Consider the following 25,251-nt stretch of genomic DNA (forward strand, 5'->3'; position numbering starts at 1 on the left):
CTATCCAGTACTGAAAGGGGAAACGGGCGGCTGAAGCCACCCGTTTGTGTGTTTTAGAATGTAAGGGTCAGGTTTGCAGTTGCCTGACGCTCGGAACCGAGGAAATAAGAACCCGGTGTGCCGCCGCCGAGGTAGCGTTTGTCAGTAAGGTTAGAAACATTGAGGCTAATATCAATGCTACTAATACCTGGAATTGAGCCTTCATCCAGTGTGTAGCCAACCCACGCATCAACAGTGGTGAAAGCTGGTAGTTCCTGTGTGTTTGCAAAATCGCCGTACCGTTCGCCGACATGTTTTGCAGATACACCCGCACGCACACCGTCGCGGAAGTAGCTAAGCGTGCCAACAAGCTGGAATTCAGGTGCGAGAGCAACCTTGTTACCTTCTACAACCTCAGCCGTTGTATCAGAATATTCAGATTTGTTGATCGTTAGGGATGAATAGAGATTCCAGTAGTTTGCAAAATCAGCAGAAATACTGGCTTCAATACCTTTTGATTCAATACCGCCAACGTTCAGGTATGCGCCTTCACCTTCTTCAAGGTAGTCAACGCCGCCAACCGGGTCACCCGCTGACACGAAAGTAATACGGTTATTAAACTTGATATAATACCCCGTAATTGTCGCATGTAACCAGTTATTGCTGTAACGAAGACCAAAGTCAAAGTTGTCTGCGGTTTCGCCCTCAAGATCAGGAATATCAGGGTTTACAACAGAAGCAGTACCTTCAATGATCGTATCTTTGATGGCCGCATAGTTCTGCGAGAAACCAGCAAATATCTCAAGGTTTTCTGTTGCTTGATAGAGAGCACCAGCCGTGAAGAGGATGTCTGAATCAGACTCTAAGCTTTGGTCTGCTTCATTACCCAAATTGTCACTGCGGTCCAGATCAACCATGAATTTCTTGATGCCACCACGAAGGCTAAGATCACCAAGTGTAAACGTGTCTTCTGCATACAGCATCAGGGTTTTAGTTGTGAAATTCCGGTCATACTGAACCCAGTAAGGGATGTTGTCGAAATTGATGCCGGAGAGTGAATCAATCACTTTATGCCAGTCGCGAGATTCGTCGCGGTCACTGTCTTCCCACCACAAGCCTGCACGGATTGTGTTACTTTCGCCGATTGTATAGGCCGCATCTGCCGTTACACCAAAGCGCTGCTTTTTATAGTGTGTGTGCCGGTAAGACCCAACAGGAACCGCACCGTCTGCATAGCAGGCTGGGTTATTGGCTGGGGCGCCGCCGCCGTATGGGAATGTTAGGGTAGCCGTACAGCCTGCGATCGGCGCAAGGGGGGTGCCGTTGCTGTCTGTATAGGTGTAAGACCCAGCAGCAGAACCACCAAACATAGTGCCGTTCGCGTCAACGTCGCCGCCAGCAGTTGCTACAAGATAAGGCGGTATCCAGTCACCACGGCCAGAGTTTTTATGGAAGTATGGCGCAATCGTGAATTCCAGATTGTCACTTTTGTATTCTGCTTTTGTATAAGCAAACCAGTTCTCGCGCAAAGTCCCCCAACCTGGGCGGTAAACCTGATCAACGTATGGAATGCCAGTGATTGTATCTGTCAGGCGGTCCCAGTCTGGGTTTTCTTCAAACTGAGCTATGGAAATACGCTGATAGTTGTTTTCCCATGTGTCATCCCATGACAGGCGGCCCGTAAAGGTCCAGTTGTCCTGCTCGGATACGATCTTAGCTGCGAAGTGATCGCGGTCAGTGCCGCCAGCATTACCAATCCATGCGTCGTTTGTTGTTGTGGAATAGCTAAGGTAGGCTGTTGTGCCTTCAGCAATTTCGCCTGTGTCGTAGCGGAAGAAATAGCGCTGTGCGTTATTTTCACCAATGCTGAGGCCAGCGCGGAATTGTTGTTCTTGTTCTGGGTTGCTGGTTACAAAATTGATAGTACCACCAAGGGCTTCATGGGACGGAGAAGCAATATCAGCCGTGCCTTGTGAAACTTCGGCGCGCAGGAGGTTTTCTGAATCGATATAACGGTTTGCTTTAGCGCCGCCACCGTAGTTTGAGTTGCCGTTTGGCAGGCCGTCAATGGTCATACCAATTTGTTGCTCTGAAAGGCTAACAGCAAAACCGCGAATGGAAAGTGTTGTTGACCAGTCGTCAGAACCAAAGGGGCCGCCTTCAGCTACAAAAATGCCAGGCAGGTTATCAATAACAGAAAGAACGCTTGATGCATCTGGTTCTTGCTGGAGCATAATCGCGTCAGTCGCGTTGTTTGAGAAGGTGGTTTTCTTGGCAGAAACAATAATTTCTTCTACACCTGCATCTGAAGCATAAGCTCCTGCTTCAATCGCAGCTTCCTCCGAGATGGCCGCAGCAGATACAGCAAATAGGCTGCATGTTGCCAGTAGCGCTTTGTATGATGTTGTGAATTTCATTTTTGAGCCCTTGATCATGGTTGTATCGGGCGCGTAAAAACGCCCGCAAATCCGTTTGACTTGCTGGCAATGTGATGGGCTTCAAATTTTAAGGTTTCTTGACAGATATGTGAGTGTTTTGAAAACTTTTTAGGTCAGAAGTAAACGGGTTTATAAAAAGGCATGCGGGCCCAGATAATAACAAGTATTCTTGCATGGCTTTTTGATCAAATAGTCGATAAAATCATCAATTACCGATAAGATGATGCGTTTGCGATCGTGTGTTTTTTGCTTTAAAGCCTAAGTATAATATCGCAAAAATGATGGAATGTTCATGACACTAACCAGCAAGATATACGATGATTTAAGTGAAGCTATTCTTGCGGGCCAGTTTAGGCCAGACGAAAAACTGAAGGCAGAACATATCAAAGCGCGTTTTGGTGTAAGTGCGGCGACAGTACGTGAGGCGCTTAACCGCCTGTTGGCCGATGGTCTTGTGCTTGTGCATGATAGGCGCGGGTTTACTGTTGCACCTTTTTCCCCCTCTGATCTAGCCGATATTATTAGGTCGCGCCTGTTGATTGAAGTTGAATGTGTTGCTGACTCTATCAAACACGGCGATGATACATGGGAAATGAATTTGGTTGCAGCCTATCACCGTTTAGGGAAGGCCGAAGCAAAGGCTGATCTTGGTGATGACGACAGCTTAAAAGCGCAGGAAAGTGCTAACAGGCATTTTCACGATTGTTTGGTGTCGGCGTGTCAGTCACCAACCTTGCTGGGGTTTTATAGAAACCTTTTTGCAAGGCACTACCGCTATAGGCGGTTTGCTCTTCGCAATAAAATAATTGTCTCTCAAGCGGCTGTTGACCATAAAAACCTACTTGAAGCAGCGCTTGAACGCGATATAGACAAGGCGCGATCTATTATCAATGATCATATCATGCGGACACAGGTCCATGCCGAAGCTTTGCTGGAAGATTTCGAAAATCAACTTAAATAAACTATTTCATGACCATGATGATACAATAAAATCTTTATAATTTCGAAATTATTTGAAATATATTCGCTTTTGCGTATGCTCGGTTTATTGCTGTTTCAGTACTAAAGCCAAGCGGGGAAAGTATGGTAGTTCATAGGCGGCACATCCTTCAGGGAATAGTAGGGACTATGGCTATGCCGTATGTTAGCAAGCTTGCATTTGCCCAAAGTCCTGACCGGCCCTTCATGCCCATCCCTGCCTTGGTAAACGGAAGTGACGGCCCTGTGTCGCTAAAAATGCAAACAGGGTTATGGTCGTTTGACGGCAAAATAAAAACACCAACTTGGGGCTTGTCGCAGGATTATATGGGGCCAGTGGTACGCACGCGGCGAGGTGCCGAGCTTGCCCTGCATTATGAAAATACTCTTGCTGAAGCTGTTAGTATTCACGGCCATGGTTTGCATGTGACGGGCGAACTGGACGGTGGTCCACAGCGCGCGATCAGGCCCGGTACAAGCTGGTCACCGATTCTGCCAATTGTGCAGGAGGCTGCAACGCTTTGGTATCATAGCCATACCCATAAACGCACTGGGCCACATGTCTATAATGGCCTTGCCGGTATGATTGTGATTGATGATGACAACAGTGATAGCTTGCCTCTGCCGCGCAGGTACGGCATTGATGACTTGCCTTTCATTGTACAAGATAAGGATTTTAACCAAGACGGCACGTTGCTGTATAATAAAGTTGGACTTGGCCGTTTTTATGCAGAACACATGACGGTGAATGGCATTATCCAGCCGCGTGTTGAGGTGCCCAAAGGACTTGTTCGCTTGCGGCTGCTCAATGGTTCAAATGGCCGTTTTTTCAATTTCACTTTTACTGATACGCGCGTTTTTCATGTGATTGCCGGGGATGGTGGTTTCCTTGAAGAACCTGTGGAGGTGACAACCCTTTTTGTTGCCCCTGGCGAACGGTATGAGCTGTTAGTTGATTTTTCTGATGGCCTACCAGCGACACTACGCTCCGTACAAGCCGAACGCGGTGAAGGCACTTCTCCGGCTTTTAATCCTATTCAGGGTGAGCAGACCATATGCACATTCGAGGTAAACCCCCGTATTGCGCCTGACTTAGATGTTAGAGTTCCGCCGCGGTTGAATGATATTGCGTGGCTTGACCCAAAGGAAGCTCATATTACCCGGCATTTTACAATGGCGACAATCAACCGCAAAATGGTGATCAACGGCAGGATGATGGATATGGCCCGCATTGATCACCGCGTTCAAAAAGGCGCTGTGGAGATATGGGATCTGGACGGCGATGTGCATAATTTCCATGCCCATGGCTGTTCATTTCAGGTGTTATCCATCAATGGAAAAACACCCCCAGCCCATATGAAGTGCTGGAAGGATACGGTTATTACAGACGCAAAAGCGTCTTTTATCGTGCGCTTTGACCATACTGCATCAGATGCATTCCCCTATATGTTCCACTGTCATTTGCTAGAGCACGAAGACATGGGCATGATGGGGCAGTTTACCGTTGAAGCCTGAGAGGCAGAGATTACTCTGCCTCAAAAACAACACGGCCATCCATAATTGTTTTTAGCACCTTGGTGCCGCCAATCTCGGTTTCCTTGCCAGATTCTGCAAGGTCTACGATATTGCGGTCTATCACAATAAGGTCTGCAAGTTTGCCAGCCTCTAAGCTGCCGAGCTCGTCTGCACGGGCCATCAAACCAGCGCTATTGATTGTGTAGGATGCGATAGCCTCATGAATGTTTAGTTTTTCAGCCGGGTTTAACACCACACCATCATCACCTTCGCGGGTTAGTGCCTGCTGCATGCTTTTAAAAGGCCTTGGGTCACGGCTTTCAACTGGTGCATCGCTGCCAAACACAGGGATAACACCGTAGTTCATGGCTGTTTTCACGGCATAGGCGCGCTGCATGTAGCTATGAATGGGGTTATAGAGGTCATCAATACCGTCTACTTTGTCAGTGAACGGAATAACTGTCATTTCATACTGGGGTGTTGGCTTAATCCAGTGGTATGTGTAAGCCGCATATACGCCCAGTTTTCCAAGGCGTTTCAGGTCTTCATCTGCTGCTATTTGTACATGGGCAAGGCTCTGTGTAAGGCCCTGTTTGTCAGCAGATGCCTTGGCTTCTTCAAAGGCTTCGGTGGCTACATGAATAGCCTTTTCTGCAATGGCATGAACATGGACATGGAAGCCTGCATCAGTTGCGCTTTTGATGTAGGTTTTAATAAGCTCTTCAGAATGCTCAAGAGTGCCAGACCATACAAGGCACTGTTTGGGCAAATATCCGTTTGCTTCTTCAAATGTTTTCTGAATTTTGCTATCGCTGTATGCAGCCGGGGTGTCTTGCACTTTTCGGCAGGTGTCGCTGTCTGTATTCACATACCCGATAATATCAAGAGCACCGGTTTCTTCATTTTCGCTAAAAATTGGCTGGTTATATGGCTCTAGCATGGCAGCTACAGGCATGCTTGGTGGGTGGGCGTGTGGGTTTCCTTCCATCACACCGTCAGCAAATAGCTTGGTTGCGTTTGCTCTAATATAGTGGCTGCCTTCTGTGCTGGCCCGAAGGTCTTTAATATAGTCAATCATTTTAGGCACATTGGCGAGATCTTCAGCGGTATGGCCATTTTGCAGTGAGTAAAACAGGGCTGTGCGTACCCGGAAGGTCATGTTGGTATTATCATCAAGCCATTTGTAGGCTGCAAGTACGCCTTTATCAGCTTTTGCTTCCTGGATAGAAGTTAGGCCGCGGCTTGCAAGCATGTGCGCAACCTTGGGCATATGCTCTGAATATTCGCCTATGCTGTCTTCAAGGCCAAAGCCAGCTCCAACAAGGGATTTTGCACCCTCGTTCAAGCCACCACTTGGTTCGCCTGCCGCATCAACTGGTACTAGGTCAGCATACTCTTTATATTCATTAGCAAGGGTTTGGGCATTAAGCGGCGGCGTAATGGCGGAAAGTGCCATGCTATTGGCTGCACCGTGGTGACCATCATTGCCGTACAGAAAAACCTTGTGTTTGCTTGATGCAGCGTCAAGTGCTGCTCTGAGCGTTGGGTATTTTTCAGTAGGCTTGTTGCCTTCAAAAGGGTTCCACTGCAATACACCAACCGCTTCGCCTTCGGGGATATTGTATTTCACGATGCAGTCCTGAATGAAAGGAACAAGGTCGTCAAGAGAATAGGGCTGGGCATCCAGATCACACATGTCTGGTGAAACGATACCAAGGGCATGGATATGCATATCATGCAGGCCGGGCATTACCATTTTGCCGTGCAGGTTTTCCGTTGTAGTGTTGGGGCCTGCCAGCTTTTCAATGTCAGCTGTTGTTCCAACGGCCATAATATGGTTACCCTTTATGGCAATGGCCTCTGCTGTGGAATGGGTTTTATCAGCCGTGTAGATAACACCGTTGCTTAAAATTATATCAGCAGTTTCAGTAGGTGTTTCAGGGCTGCAGGATGCCAGGCATATCGCTGCAATACTGGTGGTTAGGTATTTGGAAAGTCTGGCCATGGTTCACCCCTTTAGTAGCCGCATGAATAGTGATTAGAATTGAATGCAAAGCACCCTATCATAAATGTGATCACTTTTAAGTAAAAAATATGGCGTCTATAAAGTGTTGCCTGTTTGCAAGAGGTTAGATGGAACTGTAGACTAGGGCAAGATAAGCCAAGGCTGAAATATGTATTTAGCTTTACTTTAAGGGCAGGATCACAATACAAAATAGTATGGTAACTCTTTATATCAATTTCAGAATTGCCCTGAAGGGTAATGATAAGGATCAGATATATGGTTAAGGAGAAATCGCGAGCAGAAATGTTGGCGCTTAGCTTGCCATCGAGGAAAGCTTTACCTCCTTTTGAAGCGCTAAGGGCCTTTGATGCTGTTGCGCGTTTAGGCGGTGTGCGCAAAGCGGCGCAAGGTCTGGACCGTGACCATGCAGTGGTGAGTCGTCATCTGCGTGCTATTGAAGCATGGACGGGTACTGTCTTGATTGAGCGGACATCAACAGGTATTGCCCTTACCGAAGAAGGCCAAAAATATCATCAGGAAATTTCAAAAGCGATAGAAGCTATCGCGAATGCCACTATCGGCCTTATGAAGAGAAGCGATAACCATAGGCTTTATATATGGTGTGTTCCGGGGTTTGCATTTCATTGGCTTACAGGCCATTTAGGGTCATTTGAAAGCACTAATCCGGGCCTTGATATAGACCTGCGACCTACAGATACAAGCCCGGATTTGTTGTCGCATGAAGCGGATGTGGATATCCGTATCATCCCGGAATACGGCGACAAATTTGAGTTGCAGGCTGGTCTGCGGTCGATTGAATTTGCCAGCACGCCGCTTATCGGCGTTGCCAGCCCTGACTATTTGGCAAGCCATCCTAAAATTACAAAACCATATGACCTTTTAGATCATCACTTGCTGCATGAAGAAGATTTTACCAATTGGCGAGAATGGCTTTTAGCCCATGATATTGATGAAGAAGAGCGTTTGGCGGGGCCGCGTTTGTGGCAGGGGCACTTAACGCTTGATGCAGCCCGACATGGCCGGGGTATTGCGCTTACAAACCATTTGGTTGCTTCGGCTGACCTTAAGACAGGCAGGCTGGTAGATGTGGCGGCCGGGCTTGAAAGTTTTGGGGGTTATAAGCTTGGTAACTATATCTTCATTGCTCGCATTGACCGGTGGGACGTGCCTTCTGTCAAGCGCTACCGTGAATGGCTTTTGGCAACTGTTGCAAAAGACCTCTAAACACCCTTCTAAATGTGATCATATGTTGTGGCACACGTGCCGGCATAAATACGGGTTTGTGCCGGCACGTGTGCCATAAAGTGTGCCGCCTAAAGTTTGGAGTTTTTTGTTTCCAGTTCCAGAATTTTGGCAAGCGGTTTGCGTATCAGGAAAATAAAGCCACCAGCACTGGCAACAATGGCGCCGTGCATTATCCAGAAGGTTGTTGCGGGTAAGGTTTCATAAAACCGGCCAAGCCAGCCGCTTGTTGTGCTCCCCGCAAAAATCGACAGGTAACAGGCGCCGACCATCATGGCGTTTACCGGTGCAGGCGCTGTTTTTGACACCATTGCCATAACGGCTGGCCATGCGTATAGGAAACCTGCTGCGCAGATAAAATGGAAGATTGCAGGCCAGAAAATAGCCACTTTTCCGTCTGCAGAAAGGGTTTGACCGACGGCAAGCCATACACATGCGGCACCAAAGACCAGAAAGCCTATAATGATTTTTGTGACGTCTTCAGGCTCTGCGCTGCGTTGCCTTTGTTTGTACCACAGGTACATAATAATGGGCGCAAAGACCAGAACAGCAAAGGAATCGAGCGACTGGAACCATGTTATAGGCATTGAAGTGCCAAATATTTCCAGATCAACATGGTCTTTAATCCAAAGGGGGTAGGTGTTCCATACCTGTGTTTGCGCGATCCAAAACAGGGCGGTAATGATAAATAGCAGAACCAGCATGCCAATTTTTGCTGTATCGCCTGCCTGCAAACCATCACTGCCGTCTGGGTTTTTCTCGGTGACAACATCAGGCAAGTATTTTGCGCCTGACACGTAAACGGCAATCCCGATCATCATGCCAATACCTGCGGCGCCAAAGCCGTAGTGCCAACCATAAAGCTCGCCGAGCGTGCCGCAAATAAGAGGTGCTATTGTTGCCCCGACATTAACGGCAACATTGTAGATTGAAAATGCGGTATCTCGTCGTTGGTCATTCTTTGTGTAGAGTGTGCCAACCTGTGCCGCAAGGTTGCCTTTTAAGAGGCCAGAGCCGATGATGAGCGACAGCATGGCAAAAAGAAATGCAGCTTCAAATGCCATAAGGAAATGGCCTATCGCCATGGCAACAGCCCCCGCAAGAACGGCTTTGCGTTGTCCTAGCCACTGGTCGCCTATCAGGCCGCCAATGACCGGCATAAAATAGATAAAGCCTATGTAGAGGCCAAATGTTTGTGTCGAGAGTGCGCGAATGCTCAGTTCGCCAAAGATGCTTTCAATAAAGGCCTTATATTGACTAAAGCCGTATATGCCCTCAATTGTACCATGTTGAAACAGGTATGTTGACATGTAGAGCACCATAAGGGCTTGCATGCCGTAGAATGAAAAACGCTCCCATGCTTCTGTGAAAACAATATAGCCAAGCCCTTTAGGGTGACCAAGAAAAGCCGTATCCGGGTTCTTTGTGGTAGCGTTCATTCTTGTCTCCCTGACAATATAGTGGCAATTATATGCCTGTATTATGTGTATAAGGCATTCAGTGCTTTAACAGCAGCTAGGAAAAAATCGTTATCGGGGATAACTTCAGAGTGCACAGGCTTTGCTCTTGCACTCCATACCACAAGTACGATTTTTTCTTCCGGGTTTATGTATATATATTGCCCAAAAATACCGCGCGCCGAAAAGCCGGGGCTATGGTTTAAACCTTCTTGGGCTGGCAAAGGCCACCACATATAGCCATAATTCACAAGGGCACCATCAATCATGCGGGGTGTTGTGGCTTCTTCAACCCAGCCTTCTGGCAATATACGCTCGCCGTCAATAAGGCCACCATCCATGATGAACATGGCAAAGCGTGCATAATCTCTAAGGGTTGCACTAATGCCACTTCCCGCAATTTCAAGGCCGCCAGGGGCTTCAAGCCACCACGTTGCATCGCTTTCCATGCCAAGCTTTGACCAGATGCGCCGTGAAAGATAATCCGCAAGGTTCTTGCCCGTAGCGGCTTTTAAGAGCGCGCCTACCATATGGGTTTCACCGGTACTGTAATTAAAGCGAGTGCCGGGTTTTGCAACTCGCGGCAAGGCTGCCATGAAGTTAACAATAGCGCCGGGTTCCTGTGCTATTTGCAGATCAAGAACTTTGCGGCGTTCAGAGTTCGGGTTTGTTTGGTCTTCATTCCATTCGACACCAGATGTCATTTGTAGCAGTTCTTTGATACTAACACCATCATAGCTGGTACTGATCAGTTTTGGTATATAAGCGGTTAGGGGGTCGTTGACGCTGTGAATGAAACCATCCTGTATAGCGGCACCTACCAACGTCGTGCTGATAGATTTTGCCATCGACATAGACATCCAGCGGGTGCTGGCGGTATTACCGTATTCATATTGCTCAAGTGCAATTTTACTGTCTTTTAGCATCAAAAGCCCAGTAACACGGTTACGCGCTACATAGTCAAACAAGTCGTATGTTTGGCCATTAGAAGAAATAGGCAGATCAAGTATTGGCTTTTGATGCTTTTGTAGTGGCTTCACAGTTCCGCCGCGTTCAATTATGCGGGTTGGGAACATGCGATCAATATTGCGAAAGGTTTCAATTTGTTCTGTTGGAAACAGCTTTCCCGCGTATGCGCGCTGGGTGTGATTTAAAGCTTCCAGATTGGTGTCCTTGTCGCTGGTTTTGGTCATTAGGTTATGCTCGGTTTTAGTTTATACTTTGAAAATATAAGCCTATGCCAGCAGATATAATTGTGGAAGGTGCGTAAAGGGATTGGTGCGGTGCTGATAACGCACCGATTATTTTGCATGAGGCACTTTTTTAGATGCAAACATCCAGTTAAAGGGCTTGTGCTATCCTTTCTTGGCCTCTTTGATGTAAATTTTCTCGAATGAAGATATTGTTTTTATTGTTTTAAAAACAAATAGTTATCTTAATATTAAAGTGAAATAATATCACTATTCTATATACATCTGGTGCTTATCTCGCACCGGGCATGCCGCCGTTAGCACCTTCCGCGCCTCCTGCTTTTTCCTTATCTCTGATTGTAATGTTTATAGTTCTGACTAGAGAATGGGGAAGCTCATGAGCGAGTTACAAAATAAAAATAGCTGGTACGACGCAGATAAGGCGCATCACATTCATCCATTTATGGACCCAAAGTATTTCGACAAAAACCATGTCCGGGTTATTACACGCGGTGAAGGTGTTTACATCTGGGATGCTGAGGGGAACAAGATTCTCGACGGTATGGCCGGCCTTTGGTGTGTGAACGTGGGGTACGGCAGGCAAGAACTTATAGATGCCGCCAATGAGCAAATGAAAAACCTAGCTTACTATAACAGTTTTTTCCAAAGTTCGACCCCGACACAGATTGAGCTTGCTGAAAAACTAGCAACGATTACGCCGCAGGGTATAGACCATTTTTTCTATGCCAACTCTGGCTCGGAAGCGAATGATACGGTTATTCGTATGGCCCGCCATTATTGGTCTATTCAAGGTAAGCCAACCAAACGTATCTTCATTGGCCGCCATCTTGGTTATCACGGCAGTACGCTAGCGGCTACTAGCCTTGGCGGCATGAAAGGCATGCACGATATGGGTGGCAGTTTGTTGCCTGAATTTGAGCATATTATGCAACCCCATTGGTACACGCTTGGTGCAGGCCTTACACCAGAAGAGTTTGGCCTGAAAGCTGCTAAAGCCCTTGAAGATAAAATTTTGGAGCTGGGCGCTGATAATGTGGCGGCTTTTATCGGCGAACCCATTCAGGGCGCGGGCGGTGTTATTGATCCGCCCTCCACTTACTGGCCAGAAATTCAGCGTATTTGTAAAAAATATAATATTTTGCTGGTTGCGGATGAAGTGATTTGTGGCTTTGGCCGCACAGGTAACTGGTTTGGGTCTGATACCTATAACATTAAGCCTGATATGATGCCGATGGCAAAAGGTCTGTCATCCGGGTATATACCGATTGCAGCTGTTGGCTTTAGCAAGGAAGTATACAGTGTATTGGCCGAAGGTGGCCATATTGCACATGGTTATACATATTCTGGGCACCCTGTTGCTTGTGCGGTTGCGCTTGCCAATATTAACCTGATGGAACGTGACGGCATTGTTGAAATGGTGCGCGATGATACTGGGCCGTATTTCAGAAAATCATTACAACAATTGGCGGATACACACCCGATTGTTGGTGAACTGCGCGGTGCTGGCCTTGTTGCCGGGTTGCAGCTTGTTAAAGACAAAGAAAATAAAACAATATTTACCTCAGAAGAGGGCGCAGGCCTTATCTGCCGTGAACATTGCATTCAGCATAATCTGATTATGCGTATGGTTGACCAAGCAATGGTGGCCAGCCCACCACTGACGATTACACGAGATGAGATTGACGAGTTTACAGAGAAAGCCAAAATTGGGCTTGATTTGACTGCACAACATTTTGGTCTTTTATAAAGGGTATAAGCTTGTGGCTTTGCATAAAATGAAATTAGGAGCGCTTATCGCATCAACAACACTGCTTTCGAGCGTTGCCTGTACCGCGTTCGCCGCTGATATAACTGTTTGCCCTGAAGGTAGCGGTACTGAAGGCTGTGACTTTATAGGTAATACAGCTATTCAACAGGCAGTTGATGCGGCATCTGATGGTGCAGTTATTAAGGTCATGGCTGGCGTATACAAGACCGAGGCATATAAGGATGCACCCTTTCAGGAACCATACCCTGATCATATGCGGGATGTGATGGTGCGTGCTGCGGTGCTCGTTGAAAATAAGGCTGTAACGATCAAAGGTGAAGGGTTGGTTAGCATTATCGGTAACCCTGAAATGACAACCAGCGCTGTTGTTGTACATGACGGCATGCTGGACCTTGAAAACATTTCGCTGAGCGGTTTTACAGTATCTGAGCCAGAAGACCCGATATATGATGGTCACGGTATTTTTGTCATCGATAGTGACGTAAGCTTGAAAAATGTATCTGTTGATACACTTTTCAAAATGGCACTGGTTATTCGGGGTGATAGTAAGGTTGATGCCCAGAATATTAGTATTTCTACAAGTCATATGGGCTTGTGGCTCGCTGAAAACGGCACGCTTACGCTCGATCAGGCAGTATTCAGCGGTAACCATACAGGCTTTGGTGCTTATGATAACAGTGTTTCCCATGTTTCCAATATTGTCATCAAGGATAGCATCGATGACGGTGTTTATGCTTTAGGCAAGGCGCAGGTGACGATGGAAAATGCGTTGATTATGAACAATAAGCCTTTCGCGGTACGGGCTTTGGACAGTAGCAAGGTTGATATCAAATCTGGTGGTTTTTATGCTAACGACCAGCTTGTTTCGGTTGCACCAGAGGGCGCAAAGGTCACATTAGGGAAAAGTGTTTTCAAAATCCAACCTTAATTGCTTGCAAAATTATCAATATACAATTTTAAAACAGGGCTTTGTGTCCTGTTTTTTTTATTTTTATTCATAGGGTTATGGAAAAATACGCATTCGTGTTTTTACGTTTTTAGCTTTTTCATATAGTGTGGTGATACTCGTGCACCACCTCAGTCTTTTTTGGCACCTTCCTGCTAGTGGATGCCATACTGTACTATAAGAATAGGAAAAAAAGCCTATACACAGGGAGTAGATGCTAATGAAAAATGCCTATACAAAAATGTTTGCTGTTTCAGCTTTTGCACTGATGCCATCAGTTGCGATGCCTGCGGCGCAGGCCGCTGATGGTGAACTTCAGTTTGAAGAAATCATCGTGACAGCACAAAAACGCGAGCAGCGTCTGATTGAAGTGCCAATGGCAATTACCGCAATGTCAGGAACAGAACTTGAGCAGCGCGGGATTGATAGTATTCAGGATCTGTCCTTTGCTGTTCCTGGCCTTACGATGCGTGAAGATGGTCCTGGTAGTTACCAAATATTCTTGCGCGGTATTGCTAACGCATACGGCGGTGGTTCCCTTGTAAGTGTTTATCAAGATGAAACACCGATGAACCTGACAGGCTATGATGTGCTGCCAACACGCACTATGGACCTCGCGCGTATTGAGGTTCTAAAAGGCCCACAAGGCACACTTTATGGCCAGGGTTCTGTGGCTGGTACTGTGCGCTATATTACCAATGATCCGAACCTTAACGATTTTGAAGGCCGTATCGAAGCTGAGCTGACATCTGTATCATCTGGTGATCTTGGTACCAAGTTCACGGGTGTTGTGAACGTGCCAGTGGTTGAAGGCAAGTTTGCCTTGCGTCTTGCTACAACGTTTGAAAATGGCGGCGGCTGGCAGGATCATCCTGAAGCGGGTATTGAAGACGGTAACGGTGATGATCTGACGAACATTCGCTTGAAAGCACTTTGGAAGCCAACAGACGAGCTGTCAGTGCTGGCAACTTTTGTTTCTTACCATGCAGAATATCAGCTTGGTATGGGATATGAGCAACCTGATCACACAATCTATGTGCCAATTAATCCAACAGAGCCAATGATCCCTAAAGTATGGGATTACGAGCTTTATAACCTTGAAGTAACATATGATTTTGGCTTTGCTGAACTTCTAAGTTCTACATCGTATGCTGAAATGGATCACCAGTATCCCTTCACGTATATTGGTGGACCGGAAACTATATATGAGGGTGGCTATTTTGGTAGTGATGACCGCTATAACCCAGGCAAGCAGTTTACACAGGAAGTACGCTTGACATCAAACGGCGACGGCCCACTGCAGTGGACAGTTGGTGGTTTCTACCGTGACATGGAACGCTCGCTTACTGCTTACTTTGCTTATGAGTATTTTGGTTTTCTCGTAGAAGATCAGTATTACTACTCTGAAAACAAGAATGAATCATTTGCAGTGTTTGCAAACTCTTCTTACAAAATTACGGATAAGCTCGAAGTCGGTGCTGGTATACGGTATTTTGAAGACCACGCTGAAGAAGATGGCCAAACAGCTACCTTTGATACAGTGAACCCTCGGTTCTATCTTTCTTATGCGCTTAATGACGATGTAAACTTTTATGCAAGTGTAGCAAAAGGTTTCCGTAGTGGTGGCTTTAACTATGTTGGTGCACCTGACTTCCAGCCTGAATCTCTCTGGAGTTATGAAGCTGGCTTTAAGGGCAGTCTTCTTGACGGTGCTCTTTATATGGACATTGCAGCATACTATACTGAATACAATGACATGCTGCGTCGTGGTTTGGTGTTCGCAGGTGTGGACCTTGGTCTGCAACAGCTCACAAGCAACGTTGGTAAAGGTGAAGTGAAGGGTATCGAGGCTTCCTTCTCATGGAAAGCTACAGATGCTCTGACAATTAATGCTAACGGTACAATCATTGACGCAGAAGTTGTTGAAGTGAATGCAGAAGACAGTACAAATATTGCGGGTGACCCAATTGATTATGTGCCTGATTTCAGCTTTACCGTTGGTGCTAACTACGACTTCAACTGGTCAGACGAAATGCCTGGTTTTGTTCGTGTAGACTATAGCTACCGTGATGAAATGCCCTATGTTGACCGGTCAAGCTTCCCAGATGAGAATTTACCACAATTCTCTGACGCTGTAGGCTTGCTGGATGCGCGCGTTGGTCTAACTGCAGGTAACGTGAATTTTGAAATATTCGCGCAGAACTTGGCAAACGTAAACAAGTATATCGACCCATACCACCAGTGGAATAATGCGAACCGCACACGTCCACGCACTATTGGTGTTAAGGTTGGTCTAGACTTCTAGAATAACTGTGCCAAATTCACCGCTGTGTGCCCCTTGTGTGTCAAGGGGTGTGCAGCGGTGAATTTATGTCTGGAGCGCTGTTGAAGTGCTGTTTTCAAAGGCGATAGCCATGAAACGTTCTCTTCTTAAAATTCACCGGGTTATTAGCCTGTTTGTCGCTGTGTTTTGGCTGGTGCAGGCGGTTACTGGTGTGGCCCTTGTTTTTCACCGCGAGATTGAAAGTGCTATACTTTCAGAGCCAGCAGGGGACTCTGATTTTGGTGCCATTGATCAGACCATTACTAAGGTTTTAGCTGAACGTGAAGGCAGCCATATCCCCTTTGTCTATGCGGCGAATGAAGCCTTTAATAGCTATGATGTTTATGTTGCAGATGCGGATGATAATTACAGCGTTATCCGTATGGCCGGTGATGGTACTATTCTGCGCGAGCTACCCTCTAACCCTGAAGTTCTGGATGCTGGCTTCTTTGAACTTGTGCTGGAACTGCATGCAAAACTGTGGTCCGGGGATACAGGTCATATTATTATTGGTATTAGTGGCATTATACTATTGTCTAATATCATCATGGGGATTGCTCTAGCTTGGCCGCAAGGTAGGCGCTGGCGCGGTGCGATTAGAATGCCAAAGAATAAATCTGGCAAGGCGGGCATGTACGGCCTGCACCGTAGTTTTGGGCTACTGTTTGGTGTGCCAGCGGCGCTTGTTGTACTGGCTGGCACCTTGCTCGCGTGGGAAGATAATATTGCAGAAATGCTGGGCACTGAAAGCGTGGTACCTACTGTGCCTGCTATAAGTAAATTACCTGAAAATTATGTGTCTTTAAGCGCGGCAATCAGTTTGGCGCAGGCTCAGTTCCCTACAGCAGGGATTTCGGTTTTTACTGTCGCTTCCGCAGAAAAGCCTTATTACCGTATTCGTATGGCACAGCCAGAGGAACTGCGCACTATCTATGGTAAAACCACCTTATATATCAGTGCGGTGGATGGCAGTATTCTTGCGCTAGACAACCCTATGATAGCGCCCGTGAATAACCGCTTGGTAAACGCTTTTTATCCGCTCCATATTGGGGAGGCACTTGGTTTGATCGGGCGTTTTATTGTTTTCATGGTGGGGTGTTGGATCCTTGCTATGATGTTTTTGGGAGGGCGGCTATGGTGGCTGAGAAGATGATGAAGCGTTTTTGGGGTGCACAACTGGCCATCCTTGTTGGGGTGTTGGCAGGAACTCCTCTTGCCGCAGAGCAATACTGGGCAGCAGATGTGCATATAACGGGTGTTGCCGTGGTAAGCAATGACCACACTTACCCGGCTTTCAATAATGTTATCTGGGTGGGGGTTGATAAAACAGATTGGCTTCCTGAAAGCTGTCGTTCAGGGGCGGCTGGGGGCCTTGTGTTCCCGTCAAGTAACAGCGCTCTTTACGATATAGTTATGCGCGCAGCAGAACAAAAATGGTCGGTAACCATGAAAGTAGACGACACCAGTCGGATCGGTGATTTGTGCGAGTTGTTTCAGGTTACCGTACATTTTTAAAGGCTAGGGCCGGGTTAGCTTTTTTGCGGCCCACGTTATCAGTCTAACGGCAAAAAAAGCTGTGAGTAATCCGGCGAGGCATATGGCGATTTGTGACCATATGCCAAGGATGCGGCCGCTATGCAAGGGTAGCTGTGTATAGTTTATCAGGTCGCCTGCTGTGCCGCTCGCAGGCGTTTTTTCACCAACGACAGAGCCATCATCACCGCTGATATAGAGCCAGTTGTTGCCCATGCCTGATGGGTCGCGATACCCAAACGCCATGCCGTAGAAATTATATGAGCGGCTGTAAAACAGTTCGCCAATTGGTTTTTGCCAACCGCGCTTTTGGCCGAGCTCAGCCGCTATAGTGTAGGCACCCGTATAGGAAAGGTTGCGGTGGCCAAAGTCAGTTTGGTCTTTCGCGGCATATTCTTCATAAATAGTAGGCTTCACAGGTGATAGTGCAGAAACTGCGGGCTTGAAGACTTCTTCAGAAAAATTCATGGCAACACTGCTGATGGCAAGCGGTAGCATTAGTATGCCCATAACAAGTGCACTACGAGGGCTGAAGCCTACTAAAGTGTGCTTTGAAATACCGCTATATATAAGGGCAAGGCATGTGAGAACCCATATGCAGGCAGTTATGCCCATTACCCAAAAGCCGGTTTCCCCAGAATCGGCAAGCGAATGGTGTAATTCGTACGTAAAATTCATCAGGTTGTCATTTTCAAAGCAGCAAGCGCCCCACGTTCGTGCACCAGTGATGTCGCCGGTTACTGGGTCCATATAAAAGTAGTTCTGGGTGAGGGTGGCATAGGTACCTGTTCTGTCGTTGTAGCGGGGCGAAGCTGCGAGCATAACAGTTTTACCGGTACTCTTTGGTACTTGCAAATACCAGACCTCTGCTTCGGGTACTTGCGTTTCCAGTGCCAAAATCAGGTCTGCAGGTGCTTGGGCGAAACCTGTTGAATCTGTGTCATAGAAGGTTGGGTTTAACCAGTAGTCAATCTCATAGTAAAATGCTTGCATGCTGCCTGTGATAGATACCATCAGCAGTAAAAGTGCAAATACAGCAACTAGTGATGCCCATAGGCGGGTAAATAGATTTTTCATATTACGTCTCCCTCTCCACACAGGTGATAGTATAGGCTTCAGCAGTATAAAGCTGGTGCCAAGCATGTCAGTACTGTTGTGAATTCTGCACCAAAAATATTTACCATGGTGCGTTTAGCGCACCCTGTGCTGCACAATAGGCATCTGTTTTAATTATAGATCTGTATTAGGCTTGTTAGCAAATTCGGGGATATAGTCATGCTTTCAGGGAGAGAAAATATGAACTTCAAATGTTTGCACCGTGCAATTCGCAAGTCATTTTTTATGGGGGCCGCACTTGTTTGTAGCGTGTCGCCTATTGTCGTCGCCAGTGATACTTGGGATGTGGAAAATACAGGCCAGCCATATAAGGATGTGGAATTCACCCTGACTGAAGGCACATGGATGAGCCTTGATGTAAGCCCAGACGGTAAAACAATTGTTTTTGATTTGCTGGGTGATCTGTACCTGATGCCTGCAACGGGCGGTGATGCAAAAGCCCTGACGCAGGGCGCAGCTATTGACCGTACGCCAAGTTTCAGCCCTGATGGCAGTAAAATTCTTTATATCAGTGACCGGAGCGGCGCTGACAATGCCTGGGTTATAGGTGTGGACGGTACCGATGCCCATATGGTGACAACTGAAACGACAAATATGGTGGCAAACCCGGCGTGGAGCGCTGATGGTAATTATATTATCGCATCCACTGTTGATGTGGATTATTCAACCCAGAAGCAGTCCAAGCTTAGAATGTATCATATCTCTGGTGGGGCTGGCCGTGTGGTGGTGGAAACACCGCCAAATGAACGGGATGTGCAAGAACCTGATTTCTCCGCGGACGGTAAATATCTTTATTATACACAGCGCCTTGTGGATCACGGCATTTATGTGGATGCAAACCATATCAATTATGCGGTTATGCGCCGTAATCTTGAAACTGGTGAAACGAATGAATTAATCGCTGGTTTTGGCGGTGCTCTTTCACCGCAGTCTTCACCAGATGGCAATCACGTCGCTTTTGTGCGCCGTGTGAAAGACAAAACAATTCTGTTTGTGTATAATACAAAAACCGGCCAGCAAACGCCAGTTTATGACAACCTTGACCGTGACCAGCAGGCAGATTTTTACTTGCAAGGCGTTTATTTCCCCCAGTTTGGCTGGTTTCCTGATGGTAAGCATATTGCCATTTGGGGTAAGGGGAAGCTGTTTAACGTCGATATTGAAACTGGTGAATTTGCTGAAATTCCATTCAAGGCGGTTAGTAAACAGCATATTATTCGGTCACCCAAGTTTTTTGACCCGCTAGAGCCTGATACAATTTCGGTGCGTACAGCACAAACCATTGCTGTTTCACCAAACGGCAAAGAAGCTGTTTTTCATGCGCTTGGGTATTTGTGGAAAAAGTCACTGCCAGACGGAACACCAAAACGCCTGACAAAAGCAAGTAATTTTGAATTTGAACCAACATGGTCGGCAGACGGTAAAACAATTGCTTACATTGGTTGGGACGATGAAAAAGGAAGCAGTCTTAATGTTATGTCGGCGAACGGTAAAAATATTAAAACTGTTGCTTCAAGCAAGGGGGTAATGCGGACACCAGCATTTTCGCCGAATGGTGCAACACTCGCTTTTTCCATTGATGAAGGTAATAAGGGCCTTGGGGGCTACAGGGCGCGGGCTGGTCTTTATGTTGTTACTATTAAGGGCGGCGACCCGGAACGTATTGGGGATGCAGGCATTAGCCCGCATTTTTCTGCGGACGGTTCGCGTATCTACTATGCAACAACATCTGGTGATACGGTTTTATCAAGCGTTACAATCGGTGGTTATGATAAACGCGACCATGCAAAAGGTGTGGGCGGAGACAGATATGAACTTACCCTAAGTCCAGATGGTAACTGGATTGCTTTCAAGGAAGATCAGCAATATTATGTGATGCCTTACCATGAAACAGGCTCTGTTGCTGATGTAAGAGCAAAAGGAGCAGCTGTACCTGTTGCTCAGCTAACAGATATCAGCGGTTATAACATAAGCTGGTCGGCAGATTCGACCACCCTTTACTGGAACTTGGGCGATGCTTTCTACAGTGTTGCTGTAAAAGATATGTTTAAGAATCAGGCAGGTTTGCCTGAACCTGTTACAGCACTTGGTCTTACCGTGCCGGTGGATAAACCCAAAGGCCTTGTTGCTTTCACGGGTGGCCGGGTTATCACCATGAAGGGTGAAGAAGTTATTGAAACAGGCACCGTGGTTGTGGACGGTAATAAAATTATTGCGGTTGGCAAGGTCGGTGATGTTGAGATACCGGACGGTGCCTTTGTCGTTGATACTGCTGGGAAAACAGTTATGCCGGGCCTTGTCGATATGCATGGCCATATTGACTGCTGTTACTACGGCGGCCTAATGCCACAAAAGCACTCCAGCCACTATGCTGCAGCGGCATACGGTATTACTACAAACTACGACCCCTACACATCTGAACTGCCATCATATGCAACCACAGAAATGCAGAAGGCCGGTATTCTTGTGGGGCCACGCTCTATTACGACTGGGCGGGTAATTTATGGCCGTGCTGGCAAGCCTGATACAGCCTATGTCCCGCTTGAAACATACGAAGATGCGGTTAATACCATGAAGCGTAAACGGGCCCTGAATGGACGGATTATTAAAAGCTACAAGCAACCTATGCGCCGTGCACGCCAGCAATTGGTGAAAGCAGGTAGAGAAAATGGAATAATGGTAGATGCCGAGGGCGAAAGCCATTTCTACTATAATTTAAGCATGATTATGGACGGCCATATGGGGCTGGAGCATGTTATTCCTGTTGCGACATATTATGATGATATTGTGCAGCTTTTTGCTCACAGCGATTCTGTTAATACCCCAACGCTGAATGTGACATTCGGTGAAATTATGGGGGAAAACTATCTCTATCAAACCACCCGTGCATGGGAAGACCCTAAGGTGCAAACTTATGTGCAGGAAACCACCAGCGGATATAGCCCGGTCAATACCCCTTACGGCGCTCCTGTTTATGCGCGCAATATGACAAGCCTACATGCAGCAGAGGAAATTTGGGATATTGGCTTTCGTGCAGCAAGCCGGTCAACAAAACGGCTGGATGATGCTGGCGTTACCATTAATGCAGGGTCGCACGGCCAAGTATACGGCCTCGCAATGCACTGGGAAATGTGGTCCATGGCACAGGGCGGCATGAGCAATTTTCATATTCTAAGGGCTGCCACCATGAACGGTGCCAAAACACTGGGCCTTCAGGATGAAATTGGATCGCTTGAAGTCGGCAAACTTGCAGACGTTATTGTGATGGATAAAAACCCGCTTGAAGACATCAAGAACACCAATTCTGTAAGCTATACCATGATTAATGGCCGTCTGTATGACAGTTACGCTATGGATGAGATTGGAAACTATAACCACCCACGTACTAAGTTTTACTGGGAACTGCCTGATTACCACGGCATCGACTGGAACGAAGCATGGGCAGGGCAATAAACATGCGTTTCAGGTTTACTGTTAGCTGGTTTGTGGGGCTTGCGGCGTTTGCGGCAACATCCCACGCCGACCCGGTATGGGATGTTGAAAATACCGGACTGCCGTATGTAACAAAAACAATCACCACCACTGAAGGCACGTGGATGAGTGTGGATGTCAGCCCTGACGGCAAGACAATCCTGTTTGATATGTTGGGCGATATATATAGCATGCCGGCAACAGGCGGCGATGCTACGTTAATTTTGGGTGGTCCTGCAATTGAGCGGATGGCGCGCTTTAGCCCAGATGGCAGTAAAATACTGTATCTCAGTGATAAAAGCGGTAGCGATAATGTGTGGGTGGCTGAGCCTGATGGAACAGGTGCCCATGCGATTACATCTGAAACCGTTGATGTGCTTGCAGGCCCTGCGTGGGATGCAAGTGGCGACTATGTTGTCGCGACACAGCTATCAGCCAAATTTGAAAACATTAACACTTCCTCGCTGCGTCTTTATAATGTTAATGGTGGTAAGGGTGTGGAACTAGTGCCTTCCCCAAGCCATGGTAGGAATGTTGAGGAAGCGCAGTTTTCGCCTAATGGCCGCTTTTTATACTATACAGAACGTATAGCAGAGCCGCACGTTTCCCACGTATATGTAGATGCCAACCACACTAATTTTGCCGTTATGCGCCGTGATATGGAAACCGGCGAAACCATTAAGCTTATTGGCGGCTTTGGTAGTGCATTAACACCAGAAGTGTCACCAGATGGTCGCTATATTGCTTTTGTGCGCAGGGTTAAAGATAAAACTATATTATTTCGTTTCGATACCGAAACATTAGAGCAAAGCCCAATTTATGATAATCTTGACCGCGACTTGCAGGCCGAGTTTATAGCCCAAGGCACATTCTACCCGCAGTATAGCTGGTTCCCAGATAACAGGCATATAGCTATCTGGGGTAAGGGCAAAATCTTCAAAATTGATATGATGACGGCGGAAGTGGAAGAAATTCCTTTTAAAGCATCGGCTGAACACAAGCTTACAAAAGCCTCACGGGTTGCTGATAACCTAAGCCCTGATGTGATAACCGCACATGCAACACGCCAGATTGCAACAGTGCCTGATGATAACAGCATTATTTTTCATGCTTTTGGCAGGCTATGGCAGCAGGATTTTGATACGAGGAAAGCAACACGGCTCACCACAGGTAGTGCCATGGAGTTTGAGCCGGTGGTATCGAATGATGGCACACAAGTCGCTTATATTGAATGGCAAGATGAAACAGGTGCTAAGCTTCAGCTTTTCTCACGTAGGACTGGTAAGGCTAAACTACTGTACGCAACGCGTGGTATCTTGCGGGAACCGGCCTTTTCCCCTGATGGAAATTTCCTTCTTTTCAGGATTGAAGAGGGCAGTAAGTGCATGGGGGGGTACGGTATTGAAACAGGCCTTTTTATACTTGATATCAAATCTGGTTCTGTCAGGAAGTTTCATGACACAGGTGAAACTCCTCAGTTTTCACCAGACGGCAAGCGAGTGTATTTTACGGAAAGCCACTGGGGTGAGCACGGCCAAATTAGCCATGTGAATAGCATAACTAGAGAGGGCTATGACCTTCGTACTCATGCTGTTGCTCATGGCGCTGATATTCTTGATATCAGGTTTAGCCCAGACTTTAACTGGATCACCTTTAAAGAAGACCGGCAATATTATGTGATGCCTTACCATGAAACGGGCACCCCCATAACGGTTTCTTCTGCGGGTGGTGGCGCGTGGGCGCGTCAGCTTTCAACGCTGAGTGGCTATGACATCAGGTGGTCAGCGGATAGCAAAAGCCTTTATTGGGCTTTGGGACAGTCGCTTTACACGGCAAAGGTGGCGGACGAGGGATTGGGCCATACTGCCACCACACTTGTTGCTGAAATGCCAACAGATAAACCGACCGGGCTAATGGCCTTTACCAATGCACGGCTTATCACCATGAAAGGCACCGAGGTTATCGAAAACGGTACGGTGCTAATAGATGGTAATAAAATTACGGCCATTGGTACGGCGGATACTGTTACGGTACCAGCCTCAGCAAAGGTTGTGGATGCACACGGCAAAACCATTATGCCGGGCTTTGTGAATATGCACGGCCACCTAGAAGGCTGTTACTATAGCTCTATTGGTTTGATGCCTGAAAAACAGCCAAGTCATTATGCATCACTCGCATTCGGCACTACAACAAATTATGATCCTTACGCGACTGAACTACCAAGTTATGAAATGGGAGAAATGCGGGATGTGGGCCTTATGGTTGGGCCGCGTACCATCAGTGTTGGCGGTGTTGTATATGGCCGCGCAGGCAAGGGGGACCCGGTTTATGAACCTGTTTTCAGCCTTGAGGGTGCCCGCCATGTAATGGACAGGAAACTGGCGCTTGGCGGTACTATCATTAAAAGCTACCGCCAGCCCATGCGCAGCCAGCGCCAAATGCTGATTAAAGCGGCGCACGAAAAAGGCATCATGGTTGATATTGAAGGTGAAAGCCATTTTTATAATAATATCAGCGCAATAATTGATGGCCATACAGCCCTTGAACACAATTTCCCAGTTGCCAATCTGTATGACGATATAATCCAGCTTATGGCGGCAGGGGATACACCAAACACCCCAACTCTTGTTGCGCTGTTCGGCGAATTTATGGGGGAAAACTATTACTACGAGAAAACCCGGGCATGGGAAGATGCACGCATAAATAGTTATGTGCCACAGGTTACCAGCAGTTATAGCGCGATTGGTATTCCTTATGCGGCACCCATGTATGCACGCGGCATGACAACATTACATGTTGCAGACGAGCTATGGGATGTCGGTGTCAGGTCCGTTGCGCGGTCAATTAACCGAGCAGATGAGGCTGGGGCACAGATTAATGTTGGCTCGCATGCTCAGGTACAGGGCCTTGCTATGCACTGGGAAATGTGGCTGATGGCAGAGGGGGGCATGAAGAACCATCATGTGCTGAAAGCTGCTACATTAAACGGGGCAACGACCATTGGCCTTGATAAGCAGATAGGCAGTCTTGAGGTGGGTAAACTTGCCGACCTTGTGGTGCTTAACAAAAATCCGCTGGACGACATTAAAAACACCAATACCGTTCAGTATACTGTTGTGAATGGCCGTGTGTATGAGCCATATAGTATGAACGAGATACTGCGCCGTGAAAAGCCTCGTACTAAATTTTACTGGGAGCTAGGTGAGCAGTACGGCATAGATTGGAACAGTTCGTCGTCTGGGCAGTAA

15 protein-coding genes are annotated in these 25,251 nt (G+C 47.1%); 10 read left to right on the top strand and 5 right to left on the bottom strand.

Features of this window, described 5'->3' with window-relative positions:
- Window positions 1-53: 53 nt before the first annotated feature.
- Window positions 54-2,396 (bottom strand): TonB-dependent receptor, encoded by a 2,343-nt coding sequence (locus ICL80_RS07555; protein ID WP_194215481.1) that lies wholly within the window; start codon window positions 2,394-2,396, stop codon window positions 54-56.
- A 313-nt stretch (window positions 2,397-2,709) separates the two neighbouring features.
- Between ICL80_RS07555 and ICL80_RS07560 the strand changes: the two genes are divergently transcribed.
- Together ICL80_RS07560 and ICL80_RS07565 are read left to right on the top strand one after the other, a co-directional pair.
- Window positions 2,710-3,378, top strand: coding sequence for a GntR family transcriptional regulator (locus ICL80_RS07560; protein ID WP_194215482.1), 669 nt, complete (start codon window positions 2,710-2,712; stop codon window positions 3,376-3,378).
- A 167-nt stretch (window positions 3,379-3,545) separates the two neighbouring features.
- A complete protein-coding gene (locus ICL80_RS07565; RefSeq protein WP_194215483.1) occupies window positions 3,546-4,910 on the top strand; it encodes a multicopper oxidase family protein in 1,365 nt (454 codons plus the stop codon).
- A gap of 10 nt (window positions 4,911-4,920) precedes the next feature.
- Here ICL80_RS07565 and ICL80_RS07570 read toward each other — a convergent pair whose 3' ends face one another.
- Window positions 4,921-6,915, bottom strand: coding sequence for an amidohydrolase (locus tag ICL80_RS07570; RefSeq protein ID WP_194215484.1), 1,995 nt, complete (start codon window positions 6,913-6,915; stop codon window positions 4,921-4,923).
- Window positions 6,916-7,191: 276 nt separating this feature from the next.
- Between ICL80_RS07570 and ICL80_RS07575 the strand changes: the two genes are divergently transcribed.
- Window positions 7,192-8,160 (top strand): LysR substrate-binding domain-containing protein, encoded by a 969-nt coding sequence (locus ICL80_RS07575; RefSeq protein WP_228073853.1) that lies wholly within the window; start codon window positions 7,192-7,194, stop codon window positions 8,158-8,160.
- An 89-nt stretch (window positions 8,161-8,249) separates the two neighbouring features.
- Here ICL80_RS07575 and ICL80_RS07580 read toward each other — a convergent pair whose 3' ends face one another.
- Together ICL80_RS07580 and ICL80_RS07585 are read right to left on the bottom strand one after the other, a co-directional pair.
- Entirely contained in the window at window positions 8,250-9,617 is a 1,368-nt protein-coding gene (locus ICL80_RS07580; protein ID WP_194215485.1) for a peptide MFS transporter, read from the bottom strand.
- Window positions 9,618-9,658: 41 nt separating this feature from the next.
- Window positions 9,659-10,828 (bottom strand): serine hydrolase domain-containing protein, encoded by a 1,170-nt coding sequence (locus ICL80_RS07585; RefSeq protein WP_194215486.1) that lies wholly within the window; start codon window positions 10,826-10,828, stop codon window positions 9,659-9,661.
- A 394-nt stretch (window positions 10,829-11,222) separates the two neighbouring features.
- Here ICL80_RS07585 and ICL80_RS07590 point away from each other — a divergent pair, with 394 nt between their 5' ends.
- The 5 genes from ICL80_RS07590 (at window position 11,223) to ICL80_RS07610 (ending at window position 17,398) form a co-directional block, all read left to right on the top strand.
- Window positions 11,223-12,593, top strand: coding sequence for an aspartate aminotransferase family protein (locus ICL80_RS07590; protein WP_194215487.1), 1,371 nt, complete (start codon window positions 11,223-11,225; stop codon window positions 12,591-12,593).
- Between the two features lie 13 nt (window positions 12,594-12,606).
- Entirely contained in the window at window positions 12,607-13,542 is a 936-nt protein-coding gene (locus ICL80_RS07595; protein WP_194215488.1) for a right-handed parallel beta-helix repeat-containing protein, read from the top strand.
- A 238-nt stretch (window positions 13,543-13,780) separates the two neighbouring features.
- Window positions 13,781-15,865: a TonB-dependent receptor gene (locus ICL80_RS07600; RefSeq protein ID WP_194215489.1), complete on the top strand. Its 2,085-nt coding sequence runs from the start codon at window positions 13,781-13,783 to the stop codon at window positions 15,863-15,865.
- Window positions 15,866-15,974: 109 nt separating this feature from the next.
- On the top strand, window positions 15,975-17,036 hold the full coding sequence (locus ICL80_RS07605) for a PepSY-associated TM helix domain-containing protein (RefSeq protein ID WP_194215490.1): 1,062 nt from the start codon (window positions 15,975-15,977) through the stop codon (window positions 17,034-17,036).
- Window positions 17,018-17,398 carry a hypothetical protein gene (locus ICL80_RS07610; RefSeq protein ID WP_194215491.1) on the top strand — a complete coding sequence of 127 codons (381 nt, stop codon included), beginning with the start codon at window positions 17,018-17,020 and terminating at the stop codon, window positions 17,396-17,398. The genes ICL80_RS07605 and ICL80_RS07610 overlap by 19 nt, the downstream gene beginning before the upstream one ends.
- Before the next feature lie 3 nt (window positions 17,399-17,401).
- On the opposite strand, the gene ICL80_RS07615 is transcribed toward ICL80_RS07610, so the two are convergent.
- The gene (locus tag ICL80_RS07615; protein WP_194215492.1) at window positions 17,402-18,493 is read right to left on the bottom strand and encodes a PepSY-associated TM helix domain-containing protein; all 1,092 of its coding nucleotides are present in this window, start codon (window positions 18,491-18,493) and stop codon (window positions 17,402-17,404) included.
- A 219-nt stretch (window positions 18,494-18,712) separates the two neighbouring features.
- On the opposite strand from ICL80_RS07615, the gene ICL80_RS07620 reads away from it, so the two are divergent.
- Together ICL80_RS07620 and ICL80_RS07625 are read left to right on the top strand one after the other, a co-directional pair.
- Window positions 18,713-21,985, top strand: coding sequence for an amidohydrolase family protein (locus ICL80_RS07620; protein ID WP_194215493.1), 3,273 nt, complete (start codon window positions 18,713-18,715; stop codon window positions 21,983-21,985).
- A 2-nt stretch (window positions 21,986-21,987) separates the two neighbouring features.
- Complete coding sequence (locus ICL80_RS07625; RefSeq protein WP_194215494.1) at window positions 21,988-25,251, top strand: amidohydrolase family protein; 3,264 nt, start codon at window positions 21,988-21,990, stop codon at window positions 25,249-25,251.

The sequence above is a fragment of the Kordiimonas pumila genome (genome assembly GCF_015240255.1).
GTDB classification, from domain to species: Bacteria; Pseudomonadota; Alphaproteobacteria; order Sphingomonadales; family Kordiimonadaceae; genus Kordiimonas; species Kordiimonas pumila.

Excerpts from the sequence above, each read along its gene's own strand:
- ICL80_RS07555 (WP_194215481.1), bottom strand. The coding sequence starts at position 2,396 with ATGAAATTCACAACATCATACAAAGCGCTACTGGCAACATGCAGCCTA.
- ICL80_RS07620 (WP_194215493.1), top strand. The coding sequence starts at position 18,713 with ATGAACTTCAAATGTTTGCACCGTGCAATTCGCAAGTCATTTTTTATG.
- ICL80_RS07610 (WP_194215491.1), top strand. The coding sequence starts at position 17,018 with ATGGTGGCTGAGAAGATGATGAAGCGTTTTTGGGGTGCACAACTGGCC.
- ICL80_RS07575 (WP_228073853.1), top strand. The coding sequence starts at position 7,192 with ATGGTTAAGGAGAAATCGCGAGCAGAAATGTTGGCGCTTAGCTTGCCA.
- ICL80_RS07605 (WP_194215490.1), top strand. The coding sequence starts at position 15,975 with ATGAAACGTTCTCTTCTTAAAATTCACCGGGTTATTAGCCTGTTTGTC.
- ICL80_RS07615 (WP_194215492.1), bottom strand. The coding sequence starts at position 18,493 with ATGAAAAATCTATTTACCCGCCTATGGGCATCACTAGTTGCTGTATTT.
- ICL80_RS07565 (WP_194215483.1), top strand. The coding sequence starts at position 3,546 with ATGGCTATGCCGTATGTTAGCAAGCTTGCATTTGCCCAAAGTCCTGAC.
- ICL80_RS07585 (WP_194215486.1), bottom strand. The coding sequence starts at position 10,828 with ATGACCAAAACCAGCGACAAGGACACCAATCTGGAAGCTTTAAATCAC.
- ICL80_RS07570 (WP_194215484.1), bottom strand. The coding sequence starts at position 6,915 with ATGGCCAGACTTTCCAAATACCTAACCACCAGTATTGCAGCGATATGC.
- ICL80_RS07600 (WP_194215489.1), top strand. The coding sequence starts at position 13,781 with ATGAAAAATGCCTATACAAAAATGTTTGCTGTTTCAGCTTTTGCACTG.
- ICL80_RS07590 (WP_194215487.1), top strand. The coding sequence starts at position 11,223 with ATGAGCGAGTTACAAAATAAAAATAGCTGGTACGACGCAGATAAGGCG.
- ICL80_RS07560 (WP_194215482.1), top strand. The coding sequence starts at position 2,710 with ATGACACTAACCAGCAAGATATACGATGATTTAAGTGAAGCTATTCTT.
- ICL80_RS07625 (WP_194215494.1), top strand. The coding sequence starts at position 21,988 with ATGCGTTTCAGGTTTACTGTTAGCTGGTTTGTGGGGCTTGCGGCGTTT.
- ICL80_RS07580 (WP_194215485.1), bottom strand. The coding sequence starts at position 9,617 with ATGAACGCTACCACAAAGAACCCGGATACGGCTTTTCTTGGTCACCCT.